Consider the following 19,735-nt stretch of genomic DNA (forward strand, 5'->3'; position numbering starts at 1 on the left):
ACCCCCGTATACCCCCTTTCCAAATGTTTCTCACCGTCGCCGACGCGCCGTTGTTCGACGCCGTTCGTCCTTCCCGAGGAGTCGTGACGCTCGCCGGGGTCGCGGCTCTCGTCGTACTGATGGGACTTTCGGCGTTCTTCTCCTCCTCCGAGATCGCGATGTTCTCGCTCGCTCGCCACCGCGTCGATGCACTCGTCGACGACGGCGTCCCCGGCGCGGCGACGCTCGAACGTCTCACATCGGACCCCCACAGGCTACTGATCACCATCCTCGTCGGGAACAACCTCGTCAACATCGCGATGTCGTCCATCGCGACGGGCCTGTGCGGTCTCTACCTCTCGCGCGGCCAGTCCGTCCTCGCGGCGACGTTCGGCGTGACCGCGCTCGTCTTGCTCTTCGGAGAGAGCGCACCGAAGTCGTACGCGATCGAGAACACCGAATCGTGGGCGCTCCGCATCGCCCGCCCGCTCCAACTCGCCGAATACTGCCTCTATCCGCTCGTCGTCACGTTCGATCACCTCACGCGCGCGGTCAACCGACTCGGCGGCGGCGAATCGACCCTCGAAGACTCCTACGTGACCCGCGACGAACTCCGCGATATGATTCGAACCGGCGAACGGGAGGGGGTCATCGACACCGAAGAGCGAGCGATGCTCCAGCGTATCCTCCGGTTCAGGGACACCATCGCGAAGGAAGTGATGACGCCGCGACTCGACATGACCGCAGTCCCGCGAGAGGCGTCCGTCGAAGAGGCGATTCGGGCCTGCATTCGAAGCGGTCACGGACGTCTGCCGGTCTATCAGAACCGACTCGACAACGTCGTCGGTCTCGTCCGCCTCCGGGAGTTAGTGCTCCACCAGCAGAACGACGGCCTCGACGGCGACGGCTCCCTGGACGGACTCATCGAGGAGACGCTCCACGTCCCGGAAGGGAAGGACGTCGACGCGCTCCTCCAGGAGATGCGCGACGAGCGAGTGAAGATGGCGATCGTCATCGACGAGTTCGGGACCACCGAGGGCCTCGTCACGTTGGAAGACATCGTCGAGGAGATCGTCGGCGACATCCTCGACGACGAGGAAGAACCGTCTATCGCGCACCTCGACGAACGCACGGCCCTCGTCCGCGGCGAAGTGAAGATCGAAGCGGTAAACGAGTCGTTCGACCTCGACATCCCGGAAGGCGAGGAGTTCGAGACCATCTCCGGGTTCGTGTTCAACCGGGCGGGCCGACTCGTAGAGGAGGGCGAGACGTTCCGATTCGAGACCGTCGATATCCACGTCGAATCGGTCGAACAGACGCGAATCAAGCGCGTACGTATCGAACGGACCGAATCGACCGAACCGACCGAACCGGACGGCGACCGTCCCGAAATCGGAGTGTGAGCGTCGATGGTGACCGTATCCCCCGCGTCGCGTCGCGCGATTCGCCAGGGCGTCGGTATCGGGGGCGCTCTGGCCTCGATTCTCTGGACGGCCGTCGCCACGCCGCCGGCCGGCATGACGCCGGCGATGCAGACCGTCTTCGGCGTGTTCGGGTTCGTCCTCGTCCTGTGGTTGACGGCGGTGATTCCGTACGTCGTCTCCTCGACGCTCGGCGTCACGCTCCTCTTCGCACTCGGTGCGGTCGAGACGTATCAGGCGGCGACGGCCGGGTTCGCGTCGACGATCGTCTTCTTCCTGTTACTCGTCTTCCTCCTCGGGGAGGCCATCAGGAAGGTCGACCTCGACTCGTGGTTCGCGTCGCGACTCGTCGCGCGCGAACCGGGCGAGGCCGACCCGGTCCGCTTAGTCGCGCTGAACGTCCTCGCACTCGCGTTCGTCATGCCGTCGGCGGTCGCACGGGCGATCACGTTCATCCCGGTCGTTCGGGAGATGGCCGACGCGTACGGCCTCGGTCGGGGGAGCGCGTTCGAACGCTCCTCGTTCCTCGTCATCGGGCACGTGAACCCCATCGCCTCGATGGCGCTGATGACCGGCGGCGGGATGGCCATCGTCACGTCGAACCTCATCCGTCGCGCGGGCCGGTCGGTCACCTGGGTCGAGTGGGGCGTGCTCATGATCCCGCCCGTCCTCCTCCTCTACGGGTTGACGACGCTGACCGCCGAGTACCGCTACGCCGACGGGTCGCCGACGAGAGCGGCGGCGTCCGCGACCGCGAGTGACGGGTCCGGCGAGACCGTAGACGTCGACGTGGCGCCGGCGCTCACGACCGAACAGCGGTTCGTCGGGACCGTCCTCCTCGGCGCAGTCGTCCTCTGGATCGTCGGCTCGTTCGTCGGCGTGCCGACCATCGTCCCCGCAGTCCTCGCCGTCGCGGTACTATCACTGCCACGAATCGGCGTCCTCGCGAGCGAGGACGTCGCGAGCGTGAGTTGGGGTATCCTGTTCGTCGTCGGTGCGATGTTCTCCATCCTCGACGCGATGCAGTCGACCGGTGCGCTCGCGTTCCTCGTCGAGACGACGACGGGGCTGGTCCCGTTCGCGGCGTTCTCCATGTGGCAGAGCGTCGCCGTGCTCTTGGCGCTGGCCGCTTTCGTCAGGATATTCTTCTCGACGGCTTCGGCCGCCATCGTGGTCACTCTCCCGGTACTCCTGCAGTTCGGCAGTCGGATGGGGATCAACCAGCTCTATCTCGGCCTGTCCACCCTCATCGTCGTCGGCTCGACGACGATATTCCCGTTCAACACGACGTCCGTCCTCGTGTCGCTCGACCGCGGACCGCTCTCTACCGTCGACGTCGTCTCGTTCGGTCTCGTGACGCTGGGGTACGCGACGCTGGTCGTCGCCGTTTCCTGGCTCGTCTACTGGCCGACGGTCACCTCGCTCCTGTAGCGGCCTCGCCGACGTCGATGCTTCGTTCGCCACGGTCCTCCGGCGTCGAGCACGTCCTCTCGAACGTCGGCACCGACCACGGATAGAATGAAAGCAACGATCGACGCCAGATAGTTTCTCTCAAATCGCCACTCGCACGCTCTCTATCGATGAGCCTACCGGCTGAGGTAGCCACCGTCGACACCGAGGGCCTCGCCGGTGATGAACGACGCATCGTCCTCGCACAACCAGACGACGGCGTCTGCTACCTCTTCCGGCGTTCCGAGTCGGTTCATCGCGTGACGACTCTCGATCTGTTTGCGCATCTCCGAGTCGCTCGTGATCCCTCCCGCTTCGAGAAGCGGTGTTTCGATGAACCCCGGACAGACGGCGTTGATACGGACACCGGTCTCGCCGTTTTCGAGGGCGGCCGTCTTCGTCAGACCGAGAACGCCGTGCTTCGCGGCGGCGTATCCCGAGGAGTTCTCGAACCCGACTTTTCCGAGAACCGAGGAGTTGTTCACGATGACGCCGCCCTCGTCTTGCGCCTGCATCTGACTGAGTTCGGCTCGCATACAGTTGAACACGCCGACGAGATTCACGTCGACGACGGTCTGCCACTTTTCGGGGTCGTACTCGGCAACCGGATTTTGTGCGCCACCGATGCCGGCGTTGTTGAACGCGTAGTCGAGGCGACCGTACTCGTCGACGGCGGCGTCGACCATCGACTCCGCCGCCGACGGATCGGTAACGTCAGTTTCGACGAAGAGGGCGTTCCCGCCGTCGTCCTCGATTCGTGCGACGGTTTCCTCCCCACCCTCCGTATCGACGTCGGCGATAACGACGCTCACACCGCGTTCTGCAAACGTCAGAGCGGTCGTTCGTCCGATCCCCGATCCGGCTCCCGTTACGACAGCAACTGCGTCATCGAACGTTGCCATACGGCAACTAACGTTTCCGCTCAGGAAAAGAGAAAGGGCTCTCCGGAGCGCGAGCAGTACTGTATTTTAGAATATCACGTGGGTGATGGTGCATCCGTCGTGCTCTCTCGCGGGGGCCTCTCTCCACCTGCGAGCGAAGTTCCACATTCTCTGATAAACTGGAAAGTAAGGAATATTGGGCAGATGATTTTTGATTATGTCCGTTGATTTACCACCGTATGACGGAGCAGGTGTTCGAACTCACTGGCTTCCAGCGTGACCTTCTGACCGTGATCGCTGGCCTCGATCAACCGTCGGGACAGGAAGTGAAAGAAGAAATGGAGAAACAGCACGACGACATCAACCACGGTCGTCTCTACCCGAACCTCGACACGCTCGTCGAAGAGGGCTACGTGGAGAAAGGGCAACTCGATCGGCGGACGAACTACTACGAAGTCTCCGACCAAGGCGAGCAAGCGCTTCTCAACCGACGCCAGTGGGCGAACTCGATTGTCCCAGAGCTGAGTTCGAACTCGTAACCCAACGGCACCGCACGAAGGCAGCACCGTTCGTTCCTTTTCGGTGGAGAACTCCTCCTGTTGCGCTCGTTTCTCCGTACCCCTACTGAACCGCCGCGGCTCACCGCTGTGCATCCCCGTTACGCTAGTAGTCGTGTAAACTCAGGATAAGATATCTACGAAGGAACGGTATCTCACCGCGCTCGACACATGGAAACTACGCCGAGAGAGATCAGTAGACAGTGGGCTCGCTGATGGGCTCTGCGAAGGCCACGTTCGTTTTTACGTCCGTGATCTCGACCTCGACTCGATCACCGGGCTGCGTATCTGAGACGATGACGATAAAGCCGTTCTCTACCTTCGCGATACCGTCCCCCTCCTCCCCGAGGGAGTCGATGCTTACCGTTCGCGTCTCGCCCTCCTCAACTGGCGGTACCGGAGAGTGCGACCGAGTAGGCGTCGCCGCATACTGTTCTCGTACCTGCGACTCGCTTCTCGTCGTCTCGGGGGAGCGAGATTCGGTCGATGTTCCCTCTTCGAGAGGCTCTGACGGTTCCGAGGATCGTTCGGCCGCCGTCCGTTCGATAACTGCGATTCGGTAGGTCTGTTCCGTATCTAAGGACCCCTCCTCGACGAACTCGCGTGGGACGTGGATGGTGTACTTGTCCTCAGATTGCTGGAGCGACGTCTCGAAAAATAGCTTCAAGGAATCCGGAATCTCTAGCATTACCCCTCAATGCCCTTCCACCACCGAAAAGATGGGGGGTTCGTGACGTACCGAAGGGGATACGAAAAGCGAGACGGGTAGCCTCTCGGCTCTCCGTCTCCACTAGAAGATCTGTTGAACGATGGATCGACGGAAGACACCCGGATGCCGCGCCTACGGAGGTGTTCTCATCCGTCTCTAGACCGGTTTGTCTCGGTGAACAGGTGATGCCAGTCGGCATCGGCAACAGTTCGAGCGGCCGCACCCGTATCGGTGAACTCGACTACTGTCGCGGAGTGGGGCTTCTCGAACTTTGGTTTCGAAACGCGAAACTTGACTTCCGTAGACGTACTCCAGAGCCGGTATCGATACCGTGCCGAACCGCGCAGACGTATCAGAGCGTACGTCTCTGGGTTTACTGTTCTCCCCTGTCCTTCGTAGATTCGCTCTCCATCTCGGAAGATACGTTCGTTCAATCGGTAGCTGGCCGTCCCGCTGTTCCAAATGAGGACGCCGTGTGAGTGCGGGTCCCCTCTCGTCGAGCCGACCCACTCATTTCCGGTTCTGTTCATCTCGTCGAGCGAATCCGGAACTGACGGACGAAAATCACTGCTCGGTGCGTCTTCCGTAGCGGTAGTATCGTGTTGGGTGGTCTCGGCCTCGCTGCTTCCCTCCGTCGAACAACCGCTAAGGAACCCTGCGCTCAATACGCCGCAAGTTGCCAGAACCGTTCGGCGGTGGACCATTAGATTCCCCACCGAGAGGAGTAATATATACCTTCCCCAATAGTAGACTTTCAGAGAGTCGCAACAGTCCGTCGTCTTCCAGCAGTTCCCGCGCGTTCCGCGTTCGGTCAGTGCGCCGTCCGCGAGGACCGCCCTACGGTTCTGTGCCGACAGTATTCGAATATTTCTGCTGATGCGTTGAGGATATCAATCAGACGCACAACGAACCGAGCGGTCAGCCGCAGAGAATATTTGTATTGTCAGCACAGAGAGCTATCTATGCCCGCCTTTGGTATTGGTTCCCTCGTGTTCCTCGTCGGACAGGCCCTCGTCTCGTCGTTCGTTTACTCGCAGGCGGAGAAGTACGGCTCTCGATCTCCGTTGGTAGTAGGCGTCTCCGCATTCGTACTGGGAGTGGCTGCTGCATTCGTGTTTCGTACTATCGTCGAACTCGCCGTGATAGAACTCCTCATCGTTCTTCTCTACCTCGTCGGACTTCGCGTTTCCAAACGGCGCTCGGTGTCCGGGTGAACTGCTCTCGTCAAATTGACCGATCGTATTTCTCCGGTTCGCTTCGGAGGCTTCGTTCGCCGGTATCGGTTACGGAGGAAACATCTCCAGCAGATCTCGTGGACGAGGCTCCGACGCCGCTTGTCGACGAACTACTGTCGGGAGTTGGTTCTGCGAAGAGAGGCTGAGATCGGCAGTAAGAGGGTGCGTGAACTACCTGTAGAGATAACCCAACCCTGTCAGCGACAGTAGGATTCCAAGCACCCGATAGAATACGCGTTGTAGGCTCGGAGGAGGCGCCCACGGTCGAGAGAAGGGAAGTAGCGACCAGCACTTCTCGTCGAACTCGACTGCGAGCCCCGGAAATAGAGCGACAACGGATCCGAAGATCAGTAGACTCGAGTTGAGTATCAATACGACGTCTAGCATCGACATCACGTACAAGCAGTTCTAACGTATAGCTTCGCTTCGGTAGCAGCGGAATACCCGTTTTCGCGCGCTTGCCCTACACCGGGCGGCCAACTGGAAACTGACCGATCTCGCCGATCCGACGGTCGTTTCGGAGACGAACCGGCGTTTGTTTCTCGGAAGGGATGTACTCTTTACGCCCCGATCAGTCGTCGTCCTCTCCGTTCGATCCGTCGTCGCCGTCGCTGTCCCCGGCGCCATCGTCGTCCTCGCCGTCCTCGGCCGGATCGAGCGTACCGTACTCCCCCGGTACGAGCGTCTGGCTGTGGAGTTCGGCCCCGTCGCGGTCCCGAAGCGTGACGGTCATCTCTCGGGAGTCGGCGTCGACGTCGACCTGACCGAAGAACTGCAGTCCGTCGCTCGGCGGGAGGTTCGCCTCACCCTCCGGCGGTGACTTCTCGAACACCACCTCGGGACCGAACGTGTCGTCGAGTTCGCCGGGGCCGAACGTCCCCGCGTGAAGCGGTCCGGTGACGAACTCCCAGAACGGCAAAAAGTCCGTGAACTGCGCCCGGTCGGGGTGGTAGTGGTGCGCCGCGGTGTAGTGTACGTCGGCGGTGAACCAGACGACGTTGCGAACCTCCTCCGCGCAGAGGAACGACAGCAGATCGGCGATCTCGAACTCCCGGCCGCTCGGTTCGCCGTCGGTGTTCGCGATCGCCTCGAAGTAGTCGCCGTCGGTGACGACGAGGCCGATGGGCATGTCGGAGGCGACGACCTTCCAAGTCGCGTCCGACTCCGCGAGCGACCGCTTCAGCCACGCGAGTTGCTCCGCGCCGAGAATCGCCGTCTCGGAGCTCTGCTCGCTGTTACGCGTCGCCGTGTTCGGTCCGCGATAGCTTCGGAGGTCGAGTCGGAACACCTCCAGGGCCGACCCGTAGCGGAAACTGTCGTAGTGTTCGTCCCAGCTGTCGTCGTGGGAGCGAATCGGCATGAACTCGGTGAACGCGCGCTGACCGCGGGCGGCGAGTAGATTCACGCTCTTGACGTCGTGGGGGTCGTCCTCCGGAAGCGTCTCGCCGGGGTACCAGTTGTTCACCACCTCGTGGTCGTCCCACTGCGGGATCATCGGCACCTCGGAGAGGAAGTTCCGGTAGTGTTCGTCGAGGAAGTTGTACTTGTAGTTGCCCCGGAACTCCGCGAGGGTGTCGGCCACCCCCGCCTTGGCCTCGGTGACGACGTTGTTCCACGTCGCGCCGTCGTCCAGTTCGATCGTCTCCGGAAGCGGTCCGTCGGCGTAGATAGCGTCCCCCGAGTGGACGAAGAAGTCCGGGTCGAGTTCCCGCATCGCCTCGAATATGGTCATGCCGCCGCGGTCGCGGTCGATACCCCACCCCTGACCGGCGACGTCGCCGCCCCAGACGAACCGAACCGCCCCGTCCTCGTCCGCCGACGGCGGCGTCCGGAACGACCCCTCGACCGGTTCGCTGCGCACGCCCGGTTCGACCAGAGACTCGAATATCACCCGGTAGTAGATGGTCTCCCCGGAGGGAAGTCCCTGAAGATCCAGCTTCGCCGTGTAGTCCGTGACTTCCAGCGCCGCCGGACCGCGAACCGTTCGCACGTCCGAGAAGTACTCGTCCGTCGCTATCTCGACGTACATCCGGGCGGGGCAGCTAGCCCGACTCCAGATGATCGCTCGGTCCGCGGTCACGTCGCCCGTCTGCACGCCCTGCGGAGCCTCGATACCGGTCTTCTCGTGGCCGTCGTCGCTCGACGCGTCTTCCCCGGAGACCGACGCGAGACGTCCGGGCACTCCGTCCCCGAACGCGGCCGTCGCGGTCGACAGTCCCACCGTCGAAAGCAGTTCTCTTCGTGTCACTCGATCGTACATGACAACGGACAGAACAAATGAACGGGTAAAGTACTCTTATATTTTCCATATATCCGTCTCTGACTGATATTGTCGTCTCTACTGAGTACGCTAGTAGACCGCGAACAGATTGCGCATTTCTCTCATTGCATCGCTCCCGCCCGAACTCTCGTCGCCCCGGAGAGGGGCTATCGACCGTTCCGCGCCGTACACTCTCCATCAGCGATTTTTCTGTGGGGCGTCTGCCGACATCGTTCCGCCGGTGAGGGTTTCGATGCGGTCTTCGAGTCCCGTCGTGCGCGTTCACGTTCCGAATTACGCATGGACGAGGATACCTCACCCCGCCCCGAGGAGGCGGCCGGGTCTCGCGAACGGGGGGACGCCGAGGCGGTACTTTTGACGGAGCGAACTCACTAGCAATGTTACATTTTGTAATGTCTATGAAATGACTTTTTGTCTGTCGGCGCGGGGAGAGGGTTGTGCTAATCGGCAACAATTGTCACCCATCGATCGACTAGGCAGTCGGATGGGAGATCGACGCCGGTTGGTACCGACCAGACTATGAGACGAACTACCGAAACAGGACGTCGCATCAGCCGGAGAAGCGCACTGAAGGGACTCGCCTCCCTCGGGGTCGTCGGGGCCGTCGGAACGACCGGCGCCGCCGCGACAGGGGAGTCTCGCGGGGATCGCCGACGGGCGTCGGAGGCGGCCGCGCGGAAGGTGAGAGAGCGGTTCGAGTGGGCGTGGAAGAACTACGAGAAGCACGCGTGGGGTCACGACATGATAACGCCCGTCTCGGGCGGCTACGAGGAGTTCTTCTTCGATCAGCCCGTCGGCCTCACCCTCGTCGAGGCGTTGGACACGCTGTACCTTCTCGGGATGGACCGCGAACTGGAGAAGGCGGTCGAGTGGATAAAAGAGGAACTGTCCTTCGACATCGACGCCGAGATGCAGGTGTTCGAGGCGAACATCCGCATGGTCGGCGGCCTCCTGTCGGGCTACAAGGTCACCGGCGACGAGGCGTTGTTGGACCTCGCGCGGGATCTGGCGGACCGTCTGCGCCCGGCGTTCGAGGAGTCGCCGACCGGGATGCCCTACCGGTTCGTGAACCCGGCGACGGGTGAGGTGAGCGACTCCGTCAACTTCGTCGCCGAAATCGGGACGTACGTCGCCGAGTGGGGCGAACTCTCCCGGGAGGTCGGCGACGACAGCTACTACGAACTGGCGAAGGCGGCGATGGAGGCAGCGTACGACCGCCGATCGGACCTCGACCTCCTCGGGGCTTCGATAGATGTCGAGACCGGCGAGTGGCAGGACACCGTCGCGCGCATCGGCCCGCCCTCGGACTCCTTCTACGAGTACCTCTGGGACGGGTGGCGCCTGTTCGGCGACGCGGACTTCCTGCGGTGGTTCGGCGTCCTCGTCGACGGCATTCAGGAACACCAAGCCGAGACGTACGACGGCCGCCTGTGGTACCGCCGCGTCGACATGGACACCGGCGACGTCGTCGCGCACACGCAGAGCGAACTGTCGAACTTCTGGTCGGGGCTGATGGCCGAGGCCGGGCAGCCCGAAATCGGCCGCGCCTACCACGACTCGTGGACGGCGGTTCGCGAAAAGTACGACCTGTTCCCGGGGTCGATAGACTACACGGACCTCTCCGCGGAGGCGACCACGTACTGGCTCCGACCGGAGTACCTCGGCGGTGCCCTCCTCCTGTACGAACGGACCGGCGAAACGGTGTATCGCAAACGCGCGTACGAACTCTGGCGGGCGATGGAGGAGCACTGCCGGGTCGAGAACGGCTACACCGTCATCACGGACGTGACGACGTCACCGATGGAGCAAGGTGACCTGACGCCCGGATACTGGTGGTCCGAGAATATGAAGTATTTCTACCTGCTCGCGGGCGGCACCGACCGACTCGCCGAGGACTACTACCTGACGACGGAAGGGAACGTCCTCCGCGGCGTCGAAGGGCCGGCGGTGGACTAATCGATCTCTCTCGCTCTTCCCTCCTGCCCGTCACGTTCCGGCACGTCGGACGGTTCCGCAGACTCGCACGCTGTCGCATCCCCGCAGGGAACGCCGCCCGACTGACTCTCCCCCCGCCTGCGACAGTGACGCCGAACAACGGGAGGAGACGTACGTCTCGTGCCGATGGACGGACGTGCAGTCACGATAGCGGCGGGCGACCACCCTCCCACAGTCGGCGCAGGAGAGTTTGACCTGAACCTACCGATCGGTAAGTGTGCGTACCGAGCAGTTGTCTCCCCACCCGTTCCCCGCTCGATATACTCAACGCCGGGTTCGCATCCGTGGGTCGTTACGACCGCTTCGCGAATCCCGGTTACGCGCTAACCATGTTCCCGCGGTTCCATATCGACCATTCGGGTTTCGGGCTACGAAACAGCCGGGGGATACACTCATCCGCACCTCCTCGCGAGCGAGTTATCCCCGCGAGTGCAACGAGTAGGCGATAAGCAGCACTCCGAGGAACTGAAACAGTCGCGTGACGAACGTGAGCGGTTGCTGATACTGGAGACCGAGGTACCCTTCGCGGAGGAGAAGCGATCCGACGAAGGCGATACCGAACGCGACGGCCGTGAGGAAAAACAGCCCCAGAGAGAGCGCTCGCATCGCTCGGCTGTCGTGGCGGCGATACCCGCGGTAGGCCTGATATCCCACGTAGCTGCCGACGAGCGTCGACCCGAGGGCGAGCGCGATGATAGCCCAGTCGATGAACGCGGCCAGGGGGGCCATCTCAGAGGTCCTCCCACATCTTCGTGAAGCGGTCGGCGGTGTCGCTCTCCCCCTCTCCGGGGAACGATTCGGTGGCGGTGCGCGTCACGGCCGCCTCGAAGGTGCCGGTGTCTAACGTGATAGAAACCTCGGAGAGGGTGGCCGTATAGACGCTGTAGTGGTTGTTACTGGTCCGAATCTTGGTCTGCTCTTCGAGGAGCCCGTGCATTTGCAATCGCTCCACCCTGCGGTAGACCGTCGGTTTGGACATCTCACATTCGTCGACAAGCTGTTGTGCGGACATTGGTTTGATACTCGTCGCTGCGAGGATGTCTCGGGCGTACTCGTCGCTGAGGACGTCGAGGAGATCACCCAGCGCAGGATCCTCACTCACGTTTCGGTCGGATAACCGCCTCTCGGATTAATAAGACCCGTTGGTTCTGAACATCGGCGGACGTGGCGGCCGGTCGTAGGAGTACCGCGGGGTTGGGGGGGCAGGACCGCGATACTTTGGAGGGGCTGAGGCGTCAACGGAGACTGCGATGGGATACGTTGTGCTGTCAGAGGGCACACCACCAGACGTCTGGCGCGGGGGGACGTTGTCAGGTTGTCTGATCCCATCGCACTTCGACCGACGAGCCGTCGGATAATATAAAAGGGGGGCGAGTCTCTGACCCAGAAACTCGCGCGATTTCAGGCCTGACAGCCCACCGAGCGGCCGACTTCGATCAGACGGTCCGTTTCGACGCCGGTTCCCCGGACGGTGTAGGCGTACCCGTCGCAGTTCCACGAGAGCGACGTGCTCGACCCGTAGTCGAGGGTCGCCGGCCGGCCGTCGATCGTCACGTCGCGTTCGTCGGAGCCGATATCGAGGGTGTAGTTGAACTTCGCGACTGTGAGCTCGCGCCCCTCGGCGGCGTAGCGGAGCCCGACTCCTTCGATGCGGCCGGTCGTTCGCGTCGCGTACACCAGCTCGAACTCGGACGGCACGGTCGGATTCGGCACCGAAATCGAACTCTGCGCCTCCAAGGCGGCGGTGCTTCGGTACCACTCCGTGCTGGGGACGTTCGGTCGCCGCACAGTCGTGTCGTCGTTCAGTTCGGGTCGGAACGTGTCCGCCGACACCTCCGCGTCGAACGTCACGTTCGTGTACGTCGTCGTCACCGACCGCCGAGTGCCGTCGTCGGTCCACGCCGTCTGCTTGCGTAGCGGATAGAACCGTTCGGTGTCGACCCACAACCGCTGTCTGTAGTCGGCCTCGCTCCGGTTGTCCGCGGGGACGACGTCGAACACGTACGCGTCTCGCCCGTCGACGGTGTCGGTCTCGACGAATTCGACGGCGTAACTACGGTTTTCGTCCACTTCGGGGGCGGCACCGGTCTGTCGCGGTACGACGGGCAACGGCGACACGCCGATGGATTTCGGCCGGCCCGCGTCGTCGGTCAGCCCCGCGGCTTGGACGATTCGTTGAATCCGGGTCGCCGTTCGCGAATCGGTCGGTGGTCCCGTCAACGTGACCGCAGTCACGGCGTTTCGGTCGGTATCGTGGAGCCAGAGCGTCGACCCGTTCGAGACCTGTCGTTCGTACCGCCGGTCCGACGCGTTCTCGAAGAGAATCCGTTTCCGCTCGGTTCCCGGAACGAGCGTGACGGTGGCGACGTTCCGAGACGTGACGCTGCCGTTCGTCCGCATCGTGACCGTCTGCGTTCCGGTGAGCGCGTCGATGGAGCGGTAGCGCTCGGTCACGTTGGCGTCGACGGAGGGGTTCGAATCTCCAATCGCACCCCCAGACGCCCAGAGGACTGCGAGAAGCACGACGCCGAGGAGTAAGAGAACGACGAGTGTGCGTCGGTTGAATCGGAGTGAACGGCGGGTCATATTAGAAGTACGCTCAGTGGGGCTTTGAATGCGTATCGAATAACGCGTGAGTGACTGTGTGAGACGAGCTGATAAATACTTTGTTCAGTCCACGTCGGGCACGCGTCCGCGTGCCGACTGTAATCTCGGTCGTAGAGTCATCGTAGCCAGCCTTTCAGGCGCCTCGTACCGACTAGCGATTCGGACGGACCACGAAGGCGATCACACTTGACATTTTAAATACGCAATAGTAGTTACTTTTATCCGACGGAGGAATTCTGCGACGGAGTTGCTACCGCTCTTTACCATTACGCGAGCTGTATCTTGAAGGACTAGTAATGTATACTGACTTTAACTTAACAATGAATTTATGTGGGATGGAGAGAGAGAGGCTGGCAGACACCAAGGGGAAGGGCAGGGGTGAAGCTCCGGTGCCGACAGAACTCACCACCTTAGGCATCGTGAGCCTCTGCTGTACTTCTCCGTGTCCGACAAACCATGAATATCGAAAGCACACCCCGACGACGGCAACGGCGTCTCGTCGGCTATCGGCGTCATCCGATCATCGCTCACGGCGGTGAGGGACGATGAACGTCCCCGTCGAAACGAAGGCCGAAGAGAGTCTGCGGAGCGTGACACCCGACTCTCGAGGCCGTATCACCAGCGGGAGCAACTACGCGGGAGAGACGGTTTCCGTTGCGATTGTAGACCACGGCTCTGACTCGGCCGAAACGGACGGCGGTAGCAATGACTGAGGCGACCGAGTATCGTGTCGCAGTCGCGCACGAACACTACCCGGAACGTGGCGGCGGCGAGATGGTGGCCGACGAACTTGCGCGGACGTTCGACGCGGACGTCTACGCGGGGTTCGTGAACGAAGACGCGACTTCGGAGGACGTGGCCGTTCACGACCTCTTCGGGGACGGCATCGCCGGCGGCTTCATCCGCCGGTCGATCATCCTCCGAGACGCGTACTACCAGTTTGCGTGGGCGGACGCGCCGGAACTTCGGGACTTCGACGTCGTCGTCACCTCCGGAAACAACCCCGGTTGGTTCGTCCCCCGAGACGACCAGACCGTCGTCTCGTACGTTCACAGCCCACAGCGAACGCCGTACGACCGCTGGGCCGAGAGCGACTCGAACCACGGTCCCGTCGCGCACCTGTACGCGAAGGCGGCCCGGCAGTTCCACCCCGAGGGGAAGTACTCCGACCGGCTCGTCGCGAACTCGGAGCTCGTCAGGCGGAGAATCGTCCGCTACTGGGGTGTGAGCCCGGACGACGTCGACGTCGTCTACCCGCCGGTCGACGTCGACGAGTGGTCGCGACACGACCGCGAGACGGGCGACTACTACGTCACGTGGTCGCGGCTCTATCCGTCGAAGCACATCGAAACGATCGTCCGAGCGTGTACGCGTGCGGGTGTAAACCTCGTCGTCGGCGGCACCGGGCCGGAACGGAAGCGCCTCGAACGCATCGCCGGCCCGACCGTCGAGTTCCGCGGCTTCGTCGAGTGGGACGAACTCCGACAACTCGTCTCCGGCGCGAAGGCGACCATCTTCGCGGCCGAAAACGAGGACTTCGGCATGGTCCCGATCGAGTCGATGGCCGCCGGTACGCCCGTCATCGGCGTGCGCGACGGCTTCACCGAGTTCCAGATCTCCGACGACGTCAACGGTCTGCTCTTCGACCGGAGCGTTCCGGACCTCGTCGAGGTCATCGAACAGTTCGAGGAACACGGAGTCCGGAGTTCGCCGCCGGCGATAGAGAACTTCGCACAGCAGTTCTCGGTGGATCGATTCCGAACGGAAATGCGACGTATCGTCCACGAAGCGGTCGAAAGTGCTCGTGTCAAGACCGGACTCGACTACCCGACTCCACGGCCCACCGTTCCGGACGGTGGTGAGACATGATCGTCGGTCGCCCCGATGCGAACCGATTACCACAACACCACGAGAAGCCGGAGCGCCTCCATCTCGGTTGTGGCGAGGACCACCGTCCGGAGTGGCTCAACGTCGATGCGAACCCCGACGTCGAACCGGACGTCGTCGCCGACCTCGAAGAGGAGTGGGAGTTCGCTCCCGACAACAGCGTCGAGGTCATCGAGGCTCGGCAGGTGGTCGAACACCTCGAGGACCGCGCCGGCTTCTTCGCCGAGGCTGCACGCGTTCTTCGCCCGGGCGGTGTCCTCCGGATCTCCGTTCCGCTGGGGGTAAACGCCGATACCGATTCGGACCACGAAGCACCGAACTGGACCTACCGAACGCCGGAACAGTTCTCGCGCCCCCATCGCCGAAGTTGGGACCCCGACATCCCGCTGGAACTGATCAACCGAAGTGTGGACGTCTGGCTGGGCGGTCCACTGTCGGCCGCCTCGCCGTTACTCCGACTTGCGGCGCACAAGTGGCCCGCGTGGGCGGCGTACCGGTGTTACGCCGGGATTCTTACCGCAGAGTACCGTCGCATGGAGGTCAACGATGAGTGAGAGCGAAGAGAAGAGCAGACTGCTCCCGCAACTATCGAGTGGAGTCATCCGACTCGGTGGGGCGAAAGTTCTCTTCCAGCGGTCTGGCATCATCTCGCGGATGATTACGATGGTTTCCGCGATGTCGGCCGCGTGGTCTACGACGCCGGTACTCCGGGACGCGTTCGGGACGTTCTGGCTATTCCTCTCCACTGCGGTCCTCGTACTCTGTGCGTGGATGGTATTCGATTACGCCGTCATCTACCCCAGCGAACAGTCGTTCAATCAGGGGCAGAGCCAGAGAGCGGAGAGAAGCCCGCTGAAGCGTGATACTGAGGAGATCAAGCGACGGCTGAAGGACCTCGAAACCGACGGAGAGAACGCGAAATGACGTTCGTCGACTGGGTAGATGAGACGCGCGAGATGTTCGACCGGCACCCGCCTCTGGACGCGGCGAAGTACGCGACTGGCGAACTCGTAACCGGTGCCGCCCGGCGCGTCGGAGGCCGTATCAACTACGGGACGCCCCACTGGGAACGCGGCGACTGGGACGTTCTCGTCGTCCTCGACGCCTGTCGGTCGGACCTCTTTCGCGAAGTCGCCCGCGAAACGTCGTGGATAGACGACGGCGACGTCGAAACGCACGTCTCCGCGGCGTCGATGTCCCACGAGTGGCTTCAGCGGATGACAGCCGAGAAGTATCGCGACCAGATGGCGGAGACAGCCCTCGTGACCGGGAATCCCTTCACCCGCGAGGACTGCGTCCGCGAAGACGACTGGTGGCATCTCGACGAAGTGTGGCGACGCTCGTGGTCCCACGAGGAGGGGACGGTCCTACCGCGGCCGGTCACCGACGGCGCGATTCACGCCCATCGCGGCGGCGCAGACCGTGTTATCGCGTGGTACATGCAACCGCACGAACCGTTCGTCCCCGTCGACTGGTCGGAGGGATACGACCGTCGCGACGGCTTCGGCCAAGCCGCACAAGAGGAAGACGACCGGAGTTCGTGGTATCAGTACCGCGACGGCGGACTTCAGTACGAGGAACTGTGGACCGCCTACCGGAAGAACCTCGAATTCGTTCTGGAAGAGGTCGAACTACTGTTGGAGAACGTCGAGGGCGACGTCGTCATCTCCGCGGACCACGCGAACGCCCTCGGAGAGTGGGGCGTGTTCGGGCACCCCCGTAACTCGTGGGTCCCGGCGGCGAAACGCGTTCCGTGGTTGGAACTCGAATCGACCGACCAGGAGACGTACGAGCCGGACCCGCTACCGGCTCCGGACGACGAGGCGGACATCGATGCGCAGTTGGAGGCTCTCGGGTACAAATGAGATGCAAGGAAGCAGTGCATCAGACCCGACGCTCGTGGTATCGAAACCAACCACGGAACAGATGGCCGGGCATCCGCTTCATCACGGACGACGACATGGACCGTCTTCGGACCGACACGGCCGCCGGACGGGTCTATACGAATGGACAGTTCTCGACGTGGGTTGTGCGAAACGAGAGTGCGCCACAGACATCGTGACACGAAGGGCAACGGGACCGGCGCGTCTCGTGCAGCCGCCTCTCTTTTCTACGCAGAGATTCCTCTCACGGCGGGCTGGGAGATCCACGAAAAACAGCGGACGCGCCGAACTACGGTTCGTACAGATCGCTGTCTAACAGCACCTCAGTCCCGTCGGTCGAACTTGCCTGCGAGATACTCTCGATGAAAGCTCTCGGCCGTTCGGCACCTCCCATTTTCGAGAGTGAGTTAGAAGTAACGTACGGACGGAAGAGAGGGCGGTACAAGGGCTCTCTCCCTTTGTCTCCCCTCCTAATCCGTTGGGAGAAATGGATTATATGACTGATAGTCGCCACTACACCAAACTCTTTAGGGCGATGTTATTCATGGATTGGCCACTTTCGTAGAAACAGAAATGGCGATCAACCAAGACGGCATCTCGTCCGGACAGCCGACTGGTGACTACCTTGCCGCCCTTGACAACAAGTACCGCCGCGCCGTGGTCGATATCCTCGCAGAAAAAGACCGCCCCGTCACTCGCTCGTCTCTCGTGAAGCAGGTTACTGCAGAAGTACAGGACGCTGAGCAGGATCCCGACCAAATGGAAATAGAACTCCACCACAACCACCTGCCGAAATTGGATGAGGCGGGGCTTCTTGATTACTGGCCCGAAGACGGGTGCGCCACCGCAACTCAAAACCTGAAAACGGCAGCGGAACTCATCGAGACGATTGTTGCGAAGTAAGGCCATCTTCTACTCTTCCCGCTCTTCTTGAAACGTCCAAGAGGTCGAGGCGCGAGAGGGGATCAGTGTTGGTTAGTGTCGATATCTACGACGGAAATGCGATAGCAGCCGGCACCACTGACGACAATCGGTAAGCGGTCGGCCGCAGCTTCAAACCGTCGCCGCATCAAAGCTAGAACACTAGCCCGTACAGCGCCCAAATCCTACAACGCCTCTGGGAATAGCCGTACTGCAAGTACCTGACCAAACGCGAGAGACTCAAGTATAGGCGATCGCTCGCTCGAACGACGACTATACGTACGAGGTTCGTAAGCACGCGCTCTTGACGGGCCCGAACAGCACGATCCCTATTTTTAGGTCCCTTTTCCGTCGGCCTCGGCCTGCTCTAACATTTGCTTCACCTGCTCGAACTGCTCAAAGTCGCCTGCGGGTTGTTCCCTTCTTCGCCCGGACTTCTTCGCCCGGAAGACATCCAGGTTCGACGCAGTCCCCTTCCCAACCGCGGCTGGGAACGTGAGGGTCTCCTCTTTGTATCCTAATCCGTCGCTTGGTCTACAACGGGGTAGAACTCAGAGGTGGAGACGGGTTCGATGAACAGAAAGAGGTGGTCGACGAACCGGCCTTCACGAGGATGGTTCATACAAATAATAATATTTGTTCCAGAGTATGTCCGTCCAAGTGGGACCCGACTGAGGGAACCAACTGTGTTCGATCAGCTCATAACTCGGAGGCGATGTTGTAACACCCCTGAAACAGATATCGCCACTATACAGATGTATTCTGCGGATTCTTAACGGTATTATGGCGTTACGGTAGCTATCAACAGACAGTACGACTCAGAACATGCAGGCTAAACACATTATAAGAATTCTGATTACTCAACATCGTTCCCGGTTCTATTTTGAGGATAAACCTGGTTAGTGTGCACAGAAAACACAAACTGCTATCAATTTCGGAACTATCGTAAACGAACAATCGATAAACGTAAATTTGGACGATAGTAGCGTGTTTTCCGTGGGTTTTCAATAGAAGTGTTTGGACTAACGTGCGCAAAATGGCGATCTCCATACAGATACTGGGAGAGAGCTCAGAGGGAGGGTCGATACGATTGAGAGGTGACTCGTAAAGCTCAGAGGGATGGAGTAACCTCGGGTTGAGATTTCGGTCCTCGTCACCGAGGTTTGGCTACCTCGGCGGGCAGTCGCTAGTCGTCGACGGCGGTTCGGGTGATTCGAACCGTAGGCGCACCGGTCGAGAGGCGCTTTGTTCCTGAATTCGAAGAAATCGAGTGAAACGACGTCTTCAATGGGCTGTCTCCCCTGCCCAGGTTTTACAACCGTAGTACTGTAATAGAATGTGTGCCGAGAACGAAGCGCTCCCGTTAGCGGGCGTGGATCAACTTCTCAGAGGCCGCAGCACTCGAACGGTCCCGACGGACGTCAGTTCACAAATAGTAAACACGCAAAACTGCCTCGCGAGTCAAGGTCGACGAAGGGGCCGTCAGGACGCCTCTCCCGTGTTTGTGACAAGCGGCCATCCCGGCGCAGTCACACGGTATCAAAATCGTCGGAAGGCCGAACGCGATTACGAGAGTATCGGGCGGTTCGTGGCCGCGGCGGCGTCGAAGACTGGTCGGGAACCGTTGCTCCAGGCGACTGTGGGGAGAATACCACTGTTTACACGTCGATGATCGTAACGGCAGTCTTCGGCGTATCCGACCTAATACGGTGGATGTTCTTACGAGAGGTAACGGCCAAGGTAGAAGTCACCCGAGATTCGTTTCACATCGTGAACCGAAGGTGGCGAAAGAGAAAGCGATCGACGGGGCACCCAAGCGCGGCCACAGCTCTCGTCCGACGTTTGCCGTCTCCCGTTCGTTAGTTGAGTCCGCCCTGTCGCTGCCGCCCCGAACGGCGGTCGGTGCCCAATACGGTCGCCAACAGGCTTC

General features: G+C 61.4%; 16 protein-coding genes. 10 read left to right on the forward strand and 6 right to left on the reverse strand.

All coding sequences use genetic code 11. The features are described from left to right. The first annotated feature begins 23 nt into the window (after positions 1-23). Both BLS11_RS16275 and BLS11_RS16280 read left to right on the forward strand, forming a co-directional pair. Positions 24-1,382 carry a hemolysin family protein gene (locus BLS11_RS16275; protein ID WP_092538837.1) on the forward strand — a complete coding sequence of 453 codons (1,359 nt, stop codon included), beginning with the start codon at positions 24-26 and terminating at the stop codon, positions 1,380-1,382. Positions 1,383-1,388: 6 nt separating this feature from the next. After that, positions 1,389-2,831 carry an SLC13 family permease gene (locus tag BLS11_RS16280; protein ID WP_092538838.1) on the forward strand — a complete coding sequence of 481 codons (1,443 nt, stop codon included), beginning with the start codon at positions 1,389-1,391 and terminating at the stop codon, positions 2,829-2,831. 155 nt (positions 2,832-2,986) lie between these two features. Here the strand turns inward: BLS11_RS16280 and BLS11_RS16285 are convergent, their stop codons facing one another. Further along, positions 2,987-3,751 (reverse strand): SDR family NAD(P)-dependent oxidoreductase, encoded by a 765-nt coding sequence (locus BLS11_RS16285; protein ID WP_092538839.1) that lies wholly within the window; start codon positions 3,749-3,751, stop codon positions 2,987-2,989. Between the two features lie 230 nt (positions 3,752-3,981). Between BLS11_RS16285 and BLS11_RS16290 the strand changes: the two genes are divergently transcribed. Next, entirely contained in the window at positions 3,982-4,269 is a 288-nt protein-coding gene (locus BLS11_RS16290; RefSeq protein ID WP_092538890.1) for a PadR family transcriptional regulator, read from the forward strand. A 211-nt stretch (positions 4,270-4,480) separates the two neighbouring features. On the opposite strand, the gene BLS11_RS16295 is transcribed toward BLS11_RS16290, so the two are convergent. After that, positions 4,481-4,975, reverse strand: a complete 495-nt coding sequence (locus BLS11_RS16295; protein ID WP_092538840.1) for a TRAM domain-containing protein — start codon at positions 4,973-4,975, stop codon at positions 4,481-4,483. Positions 4,976-5,958: 983 nt separating this feature from the next. Here BLS11_RS16295 and BLS11_RS16300 point away from each other — a divergent pair. After that, positions 5,959-6,210 (forward strand): sporulation control protein, encoded by a 252-nt coding sequence (locus BLS11_RS16300; RefSeq protein ID WP_092538841.1) that lies wholly within the window; start codon positions 5,959-5,961, stop codon positions 6,208-6,210. A 592-nt stretch (positions 6,211-6,802) separates the two neighbouring features. On the opposite strand, the gene BLS11_RS16305 is transcribed toward BLS11_RS16300, so the two are convergent. Beyond that, entirely contained in the window at positions 6,803-8,491 is a 1,689-nt protein-coding gene (locus BLS11_RS16305; protein ID WP_092538842.1) for an alkaline phosphatase D family protein, read from the reverse strand. Positions 8,492-9,031: 540 nt separating this feature from the next. Between BLS11_RS16305 and BLS11_RS16310 the strand changes: the two genes are divergently transcribed. Next, positions 9,032-10,468, forward strand: a complete 1,437-nt coding sequence (locus BLS11_RS16310) for a glycoside hydrolase family 47 protein (RefSeq protein ID WP_092538843.1) — start codon at positions 9,032-9,034, stop codon at positions 10,466-10,468. 456 nt (positions 10,469-10,924) lie between these two features. Here the strand turns inward: BLS11_RS16310 and BLS11_RS16320 are convergent, their stop codons facing one another. The 3 genes from BLS11_RS16320 to BLS11_RS16330 form a co-directional block, all read right to left on the reverse strand. Beyond that, positions 10,925-11,236 (reverse strand): DUF7521 family protein, encoded by a 312-nt coding sequence (locus BLS11_RS16320; protein WP_092538844.1) that lies wholly within the window; start codon positions 11,234-11,236, stop codon positions 10,925-10,927. 1 nt (position 11,237) lies between these two features. Further along, on the reverse strand, positions 11,238-11,609 hold the full coding sequence (locus BLS11_RS16325; protein ID WP_092538845.1) for a winged helix-turn-helix domain-containing protein: 372 nt from the start codon (positions 11,607-11,609) through the stop codon (positions 11,238-11,240). 299 nt (positions 11,610-11,908) lie between these two features. Beyond that, entirely contained in the window at positions 11,909-13,093 is a 1,185-nt protein-coding gene (locus BLS11_RS16330; RefSeq protein WP_092538846.1) for a LolA family protein, read from the reverse strand. 726 nt (positions 13,094-13,819) lie between these two features. Here BLS11_RS16330 and BLS11_RS16335 point away from each other — a divergent pair. The 5 genes from BLS11_RS16335 (at position 13,820) to BLS11_RS16355 (ending at position 17,787) form a co-directional block, all read left to right on the forward strand. Beyond that, positions 13,820-14,983 carry a glycosyltransferase gene (locus tag BLS11_RS16335; protein WP_092538847.1) on the forward strand — a complete coding sequence of 388 codons (1,164 nt, stop codon included), beginning with the start codon at positions 13,820-13,822 and terminating at the stop codon, positions 14,981-14,983. After that, positions 14,980-15,555, forward strand: coding sequence for a class I SAM-dependent methyltransferase (locus BLS11_RS20020; RefSeq protein WP_092538848.1), 576 nt, complete (start codon positions 14,980-14,982; stop codon positions 15,553-15,555). The genes BLS11_RS16335 and BLS11_RS20020 overlap by 4 nt, the downstream gene beginning before the upstream one ends. Then, complete coding sequence (locus BLS11_RS16345) at positions 15,548-15,925, forward strand: hypothetical protein (protein ID WP_092538849.1); 378 nt, start codon at positions 15,548-15,550, stop codon at positions 15,923-15,925. Before BLS11_RS20020 ends, BLS11_RS16345 begins: the two co-directional genes overlap by 8 nt. Continuing rightward, positions 15,922-16,866 carry a hypothetical protein gene (locus BLS11_RS16350; protein WP_092538850.1) on the forward strand — a complete coding sequence of 315 codons (945 nt, stop codon included), beginning with the start codon at positions 15,922-15,924 and terminating at the stop codon, positions 16,864-16,866. Before BLS11_RS16345 ends, BLS11_RS16350 begins: the two co-directional genes overlap by 4 nt. 591 nt (positions 16,867-17,457) lie before the next feature. Further along, the gene (locus BLS11_RS16355) at positions 17,458-17,787 is read left to right on the forward strand and encodes a DUF7344 domain-containing protein (RefSeq protein ID WP_092538851.1); all 330 of its coding nucleotides are present in this window, start codon (positions 17,458-17,460) and stop codon (positions 17,785-17,787) included. The last annotated feature ends 1,948 nt before the right edge of the window (positions 17,788-19,735 follow it).

The sequence above is a fragment of the Halopelagius longus genome, assembly GCF_900100875.1.
Classification (GTDB): domain Archaea; phylum Halobacteriota; class Halobacteria; order Halobacteriales; family Haloferacaceae; genus Halopelagius; species Halopelagius longus.

What these genes read in the sequence shown, in the direction of transcription:
- BLS11_RS16275 (WP_092538837.1), top strand. Translation starts at nt 24, where the DNA reads ATGTTTCTCACCGTCGCCGACGCGCCGTTGTTCGACGCCGTTCGTCCT.
- BLS11_RS16280 (WP_092538838.1), top strand. Translation starts at nt 1,389, where the DNA reads ATGGTGACCGTATCCCCCGCGTCGCGTCGCGCGATTCGCCAGGGCGTC.
- BLS11_RS16285 (WP_092538839.1), bottom strand. Translation starts at nt 3,751, where the DNA reads ATGGCAACGTTCGATGACGCAGTTGCTGTCGTAACGGGAGCCGGATCG.
- BLS11_RS16295 (WP_092538840.1), bottom strand. Translation starts at nt 4,975, where the DNA reads ATGCTAGAGATTCCGGATTCCTTGAAGCTATTTTTCGAGACGTCGCTC.
- BLS11_RS16300 (WP_092538841.1), top strand. Translation starts at nt 5,959, where the DNA reads ATGCCCGCCTTTGGTATTGGTTCCCTCGTGTTCCTCGTCGGACAGGCC.
- BLS11_RS16305 (WP_092538842.1), bottom strand. Translation starts at nt 8,491, where the DNA reads ATGTACGATCGAGTGACACGAAGAGAACTGCTTTCGACGGTGGGACTG.
- BLS11_RS16310 (WP_092538843.1), top strand. Translation starts at nt 9,032, where the DNA reads ATGAGACGAACTACCGAAACAGGACGTCGCATCAGCCGGAGAAGCGCA.
- BLS11_RS16320 (WP_092538844.1), bottom strand. Translation starts at nt 11,236, where the DNA reads ATGGCCCCCCTGGCCGCGTTCATCGACTGGGCTATCATCGCGCTCGCC.
- BLS11_RS16330 (WP_092538846.1), bottom strand. Translation starts at nt 13,093, where the DNA reads ATGACCCGCCGTTCACTCCGATTCAACCGACGCACACTCGTCGTTCTC.
- BLS11_RS16335 (WP_092538847.1), top strand. Translation starts at nt 13,820, where the DNA reads ATGACTGAGGCGACCGAGTATCGTGTCGCAGTCGCGCACGAACACTAC.
- BLS11_RS20020 (WP_092538848.1), top strand. Translation starts at nt 14,980, where the DNA reads ATGATCGTCGGTCGCCCCGATGCGAACCGATTACCACAACACCACGAG.
- BLS11_RS16345 (WP_092538849.1), top strand. Translation starts at nt 15,548, where the DNA reads ATGAGTGAGAGCGAAGAGAAGAGCAGACTGCTCCCGCAACTATCGAGT.
- BLS11_RS16350 (WP_092538850.1), top strand. Translation starts at nt 15,922, where the DNA reads ATGACGTTCGTCGACTGGGTAGATGAGACGCGCGAGATGTTCGACCGG.
- BLS11_RS16355 (WP_092538851.1), top strand. Translation starts at nt 17,458, where the DNA reads ATGGCGATCAACCAAGACGGCATCTCGTCCGGACAGCCGACTGGTGAC.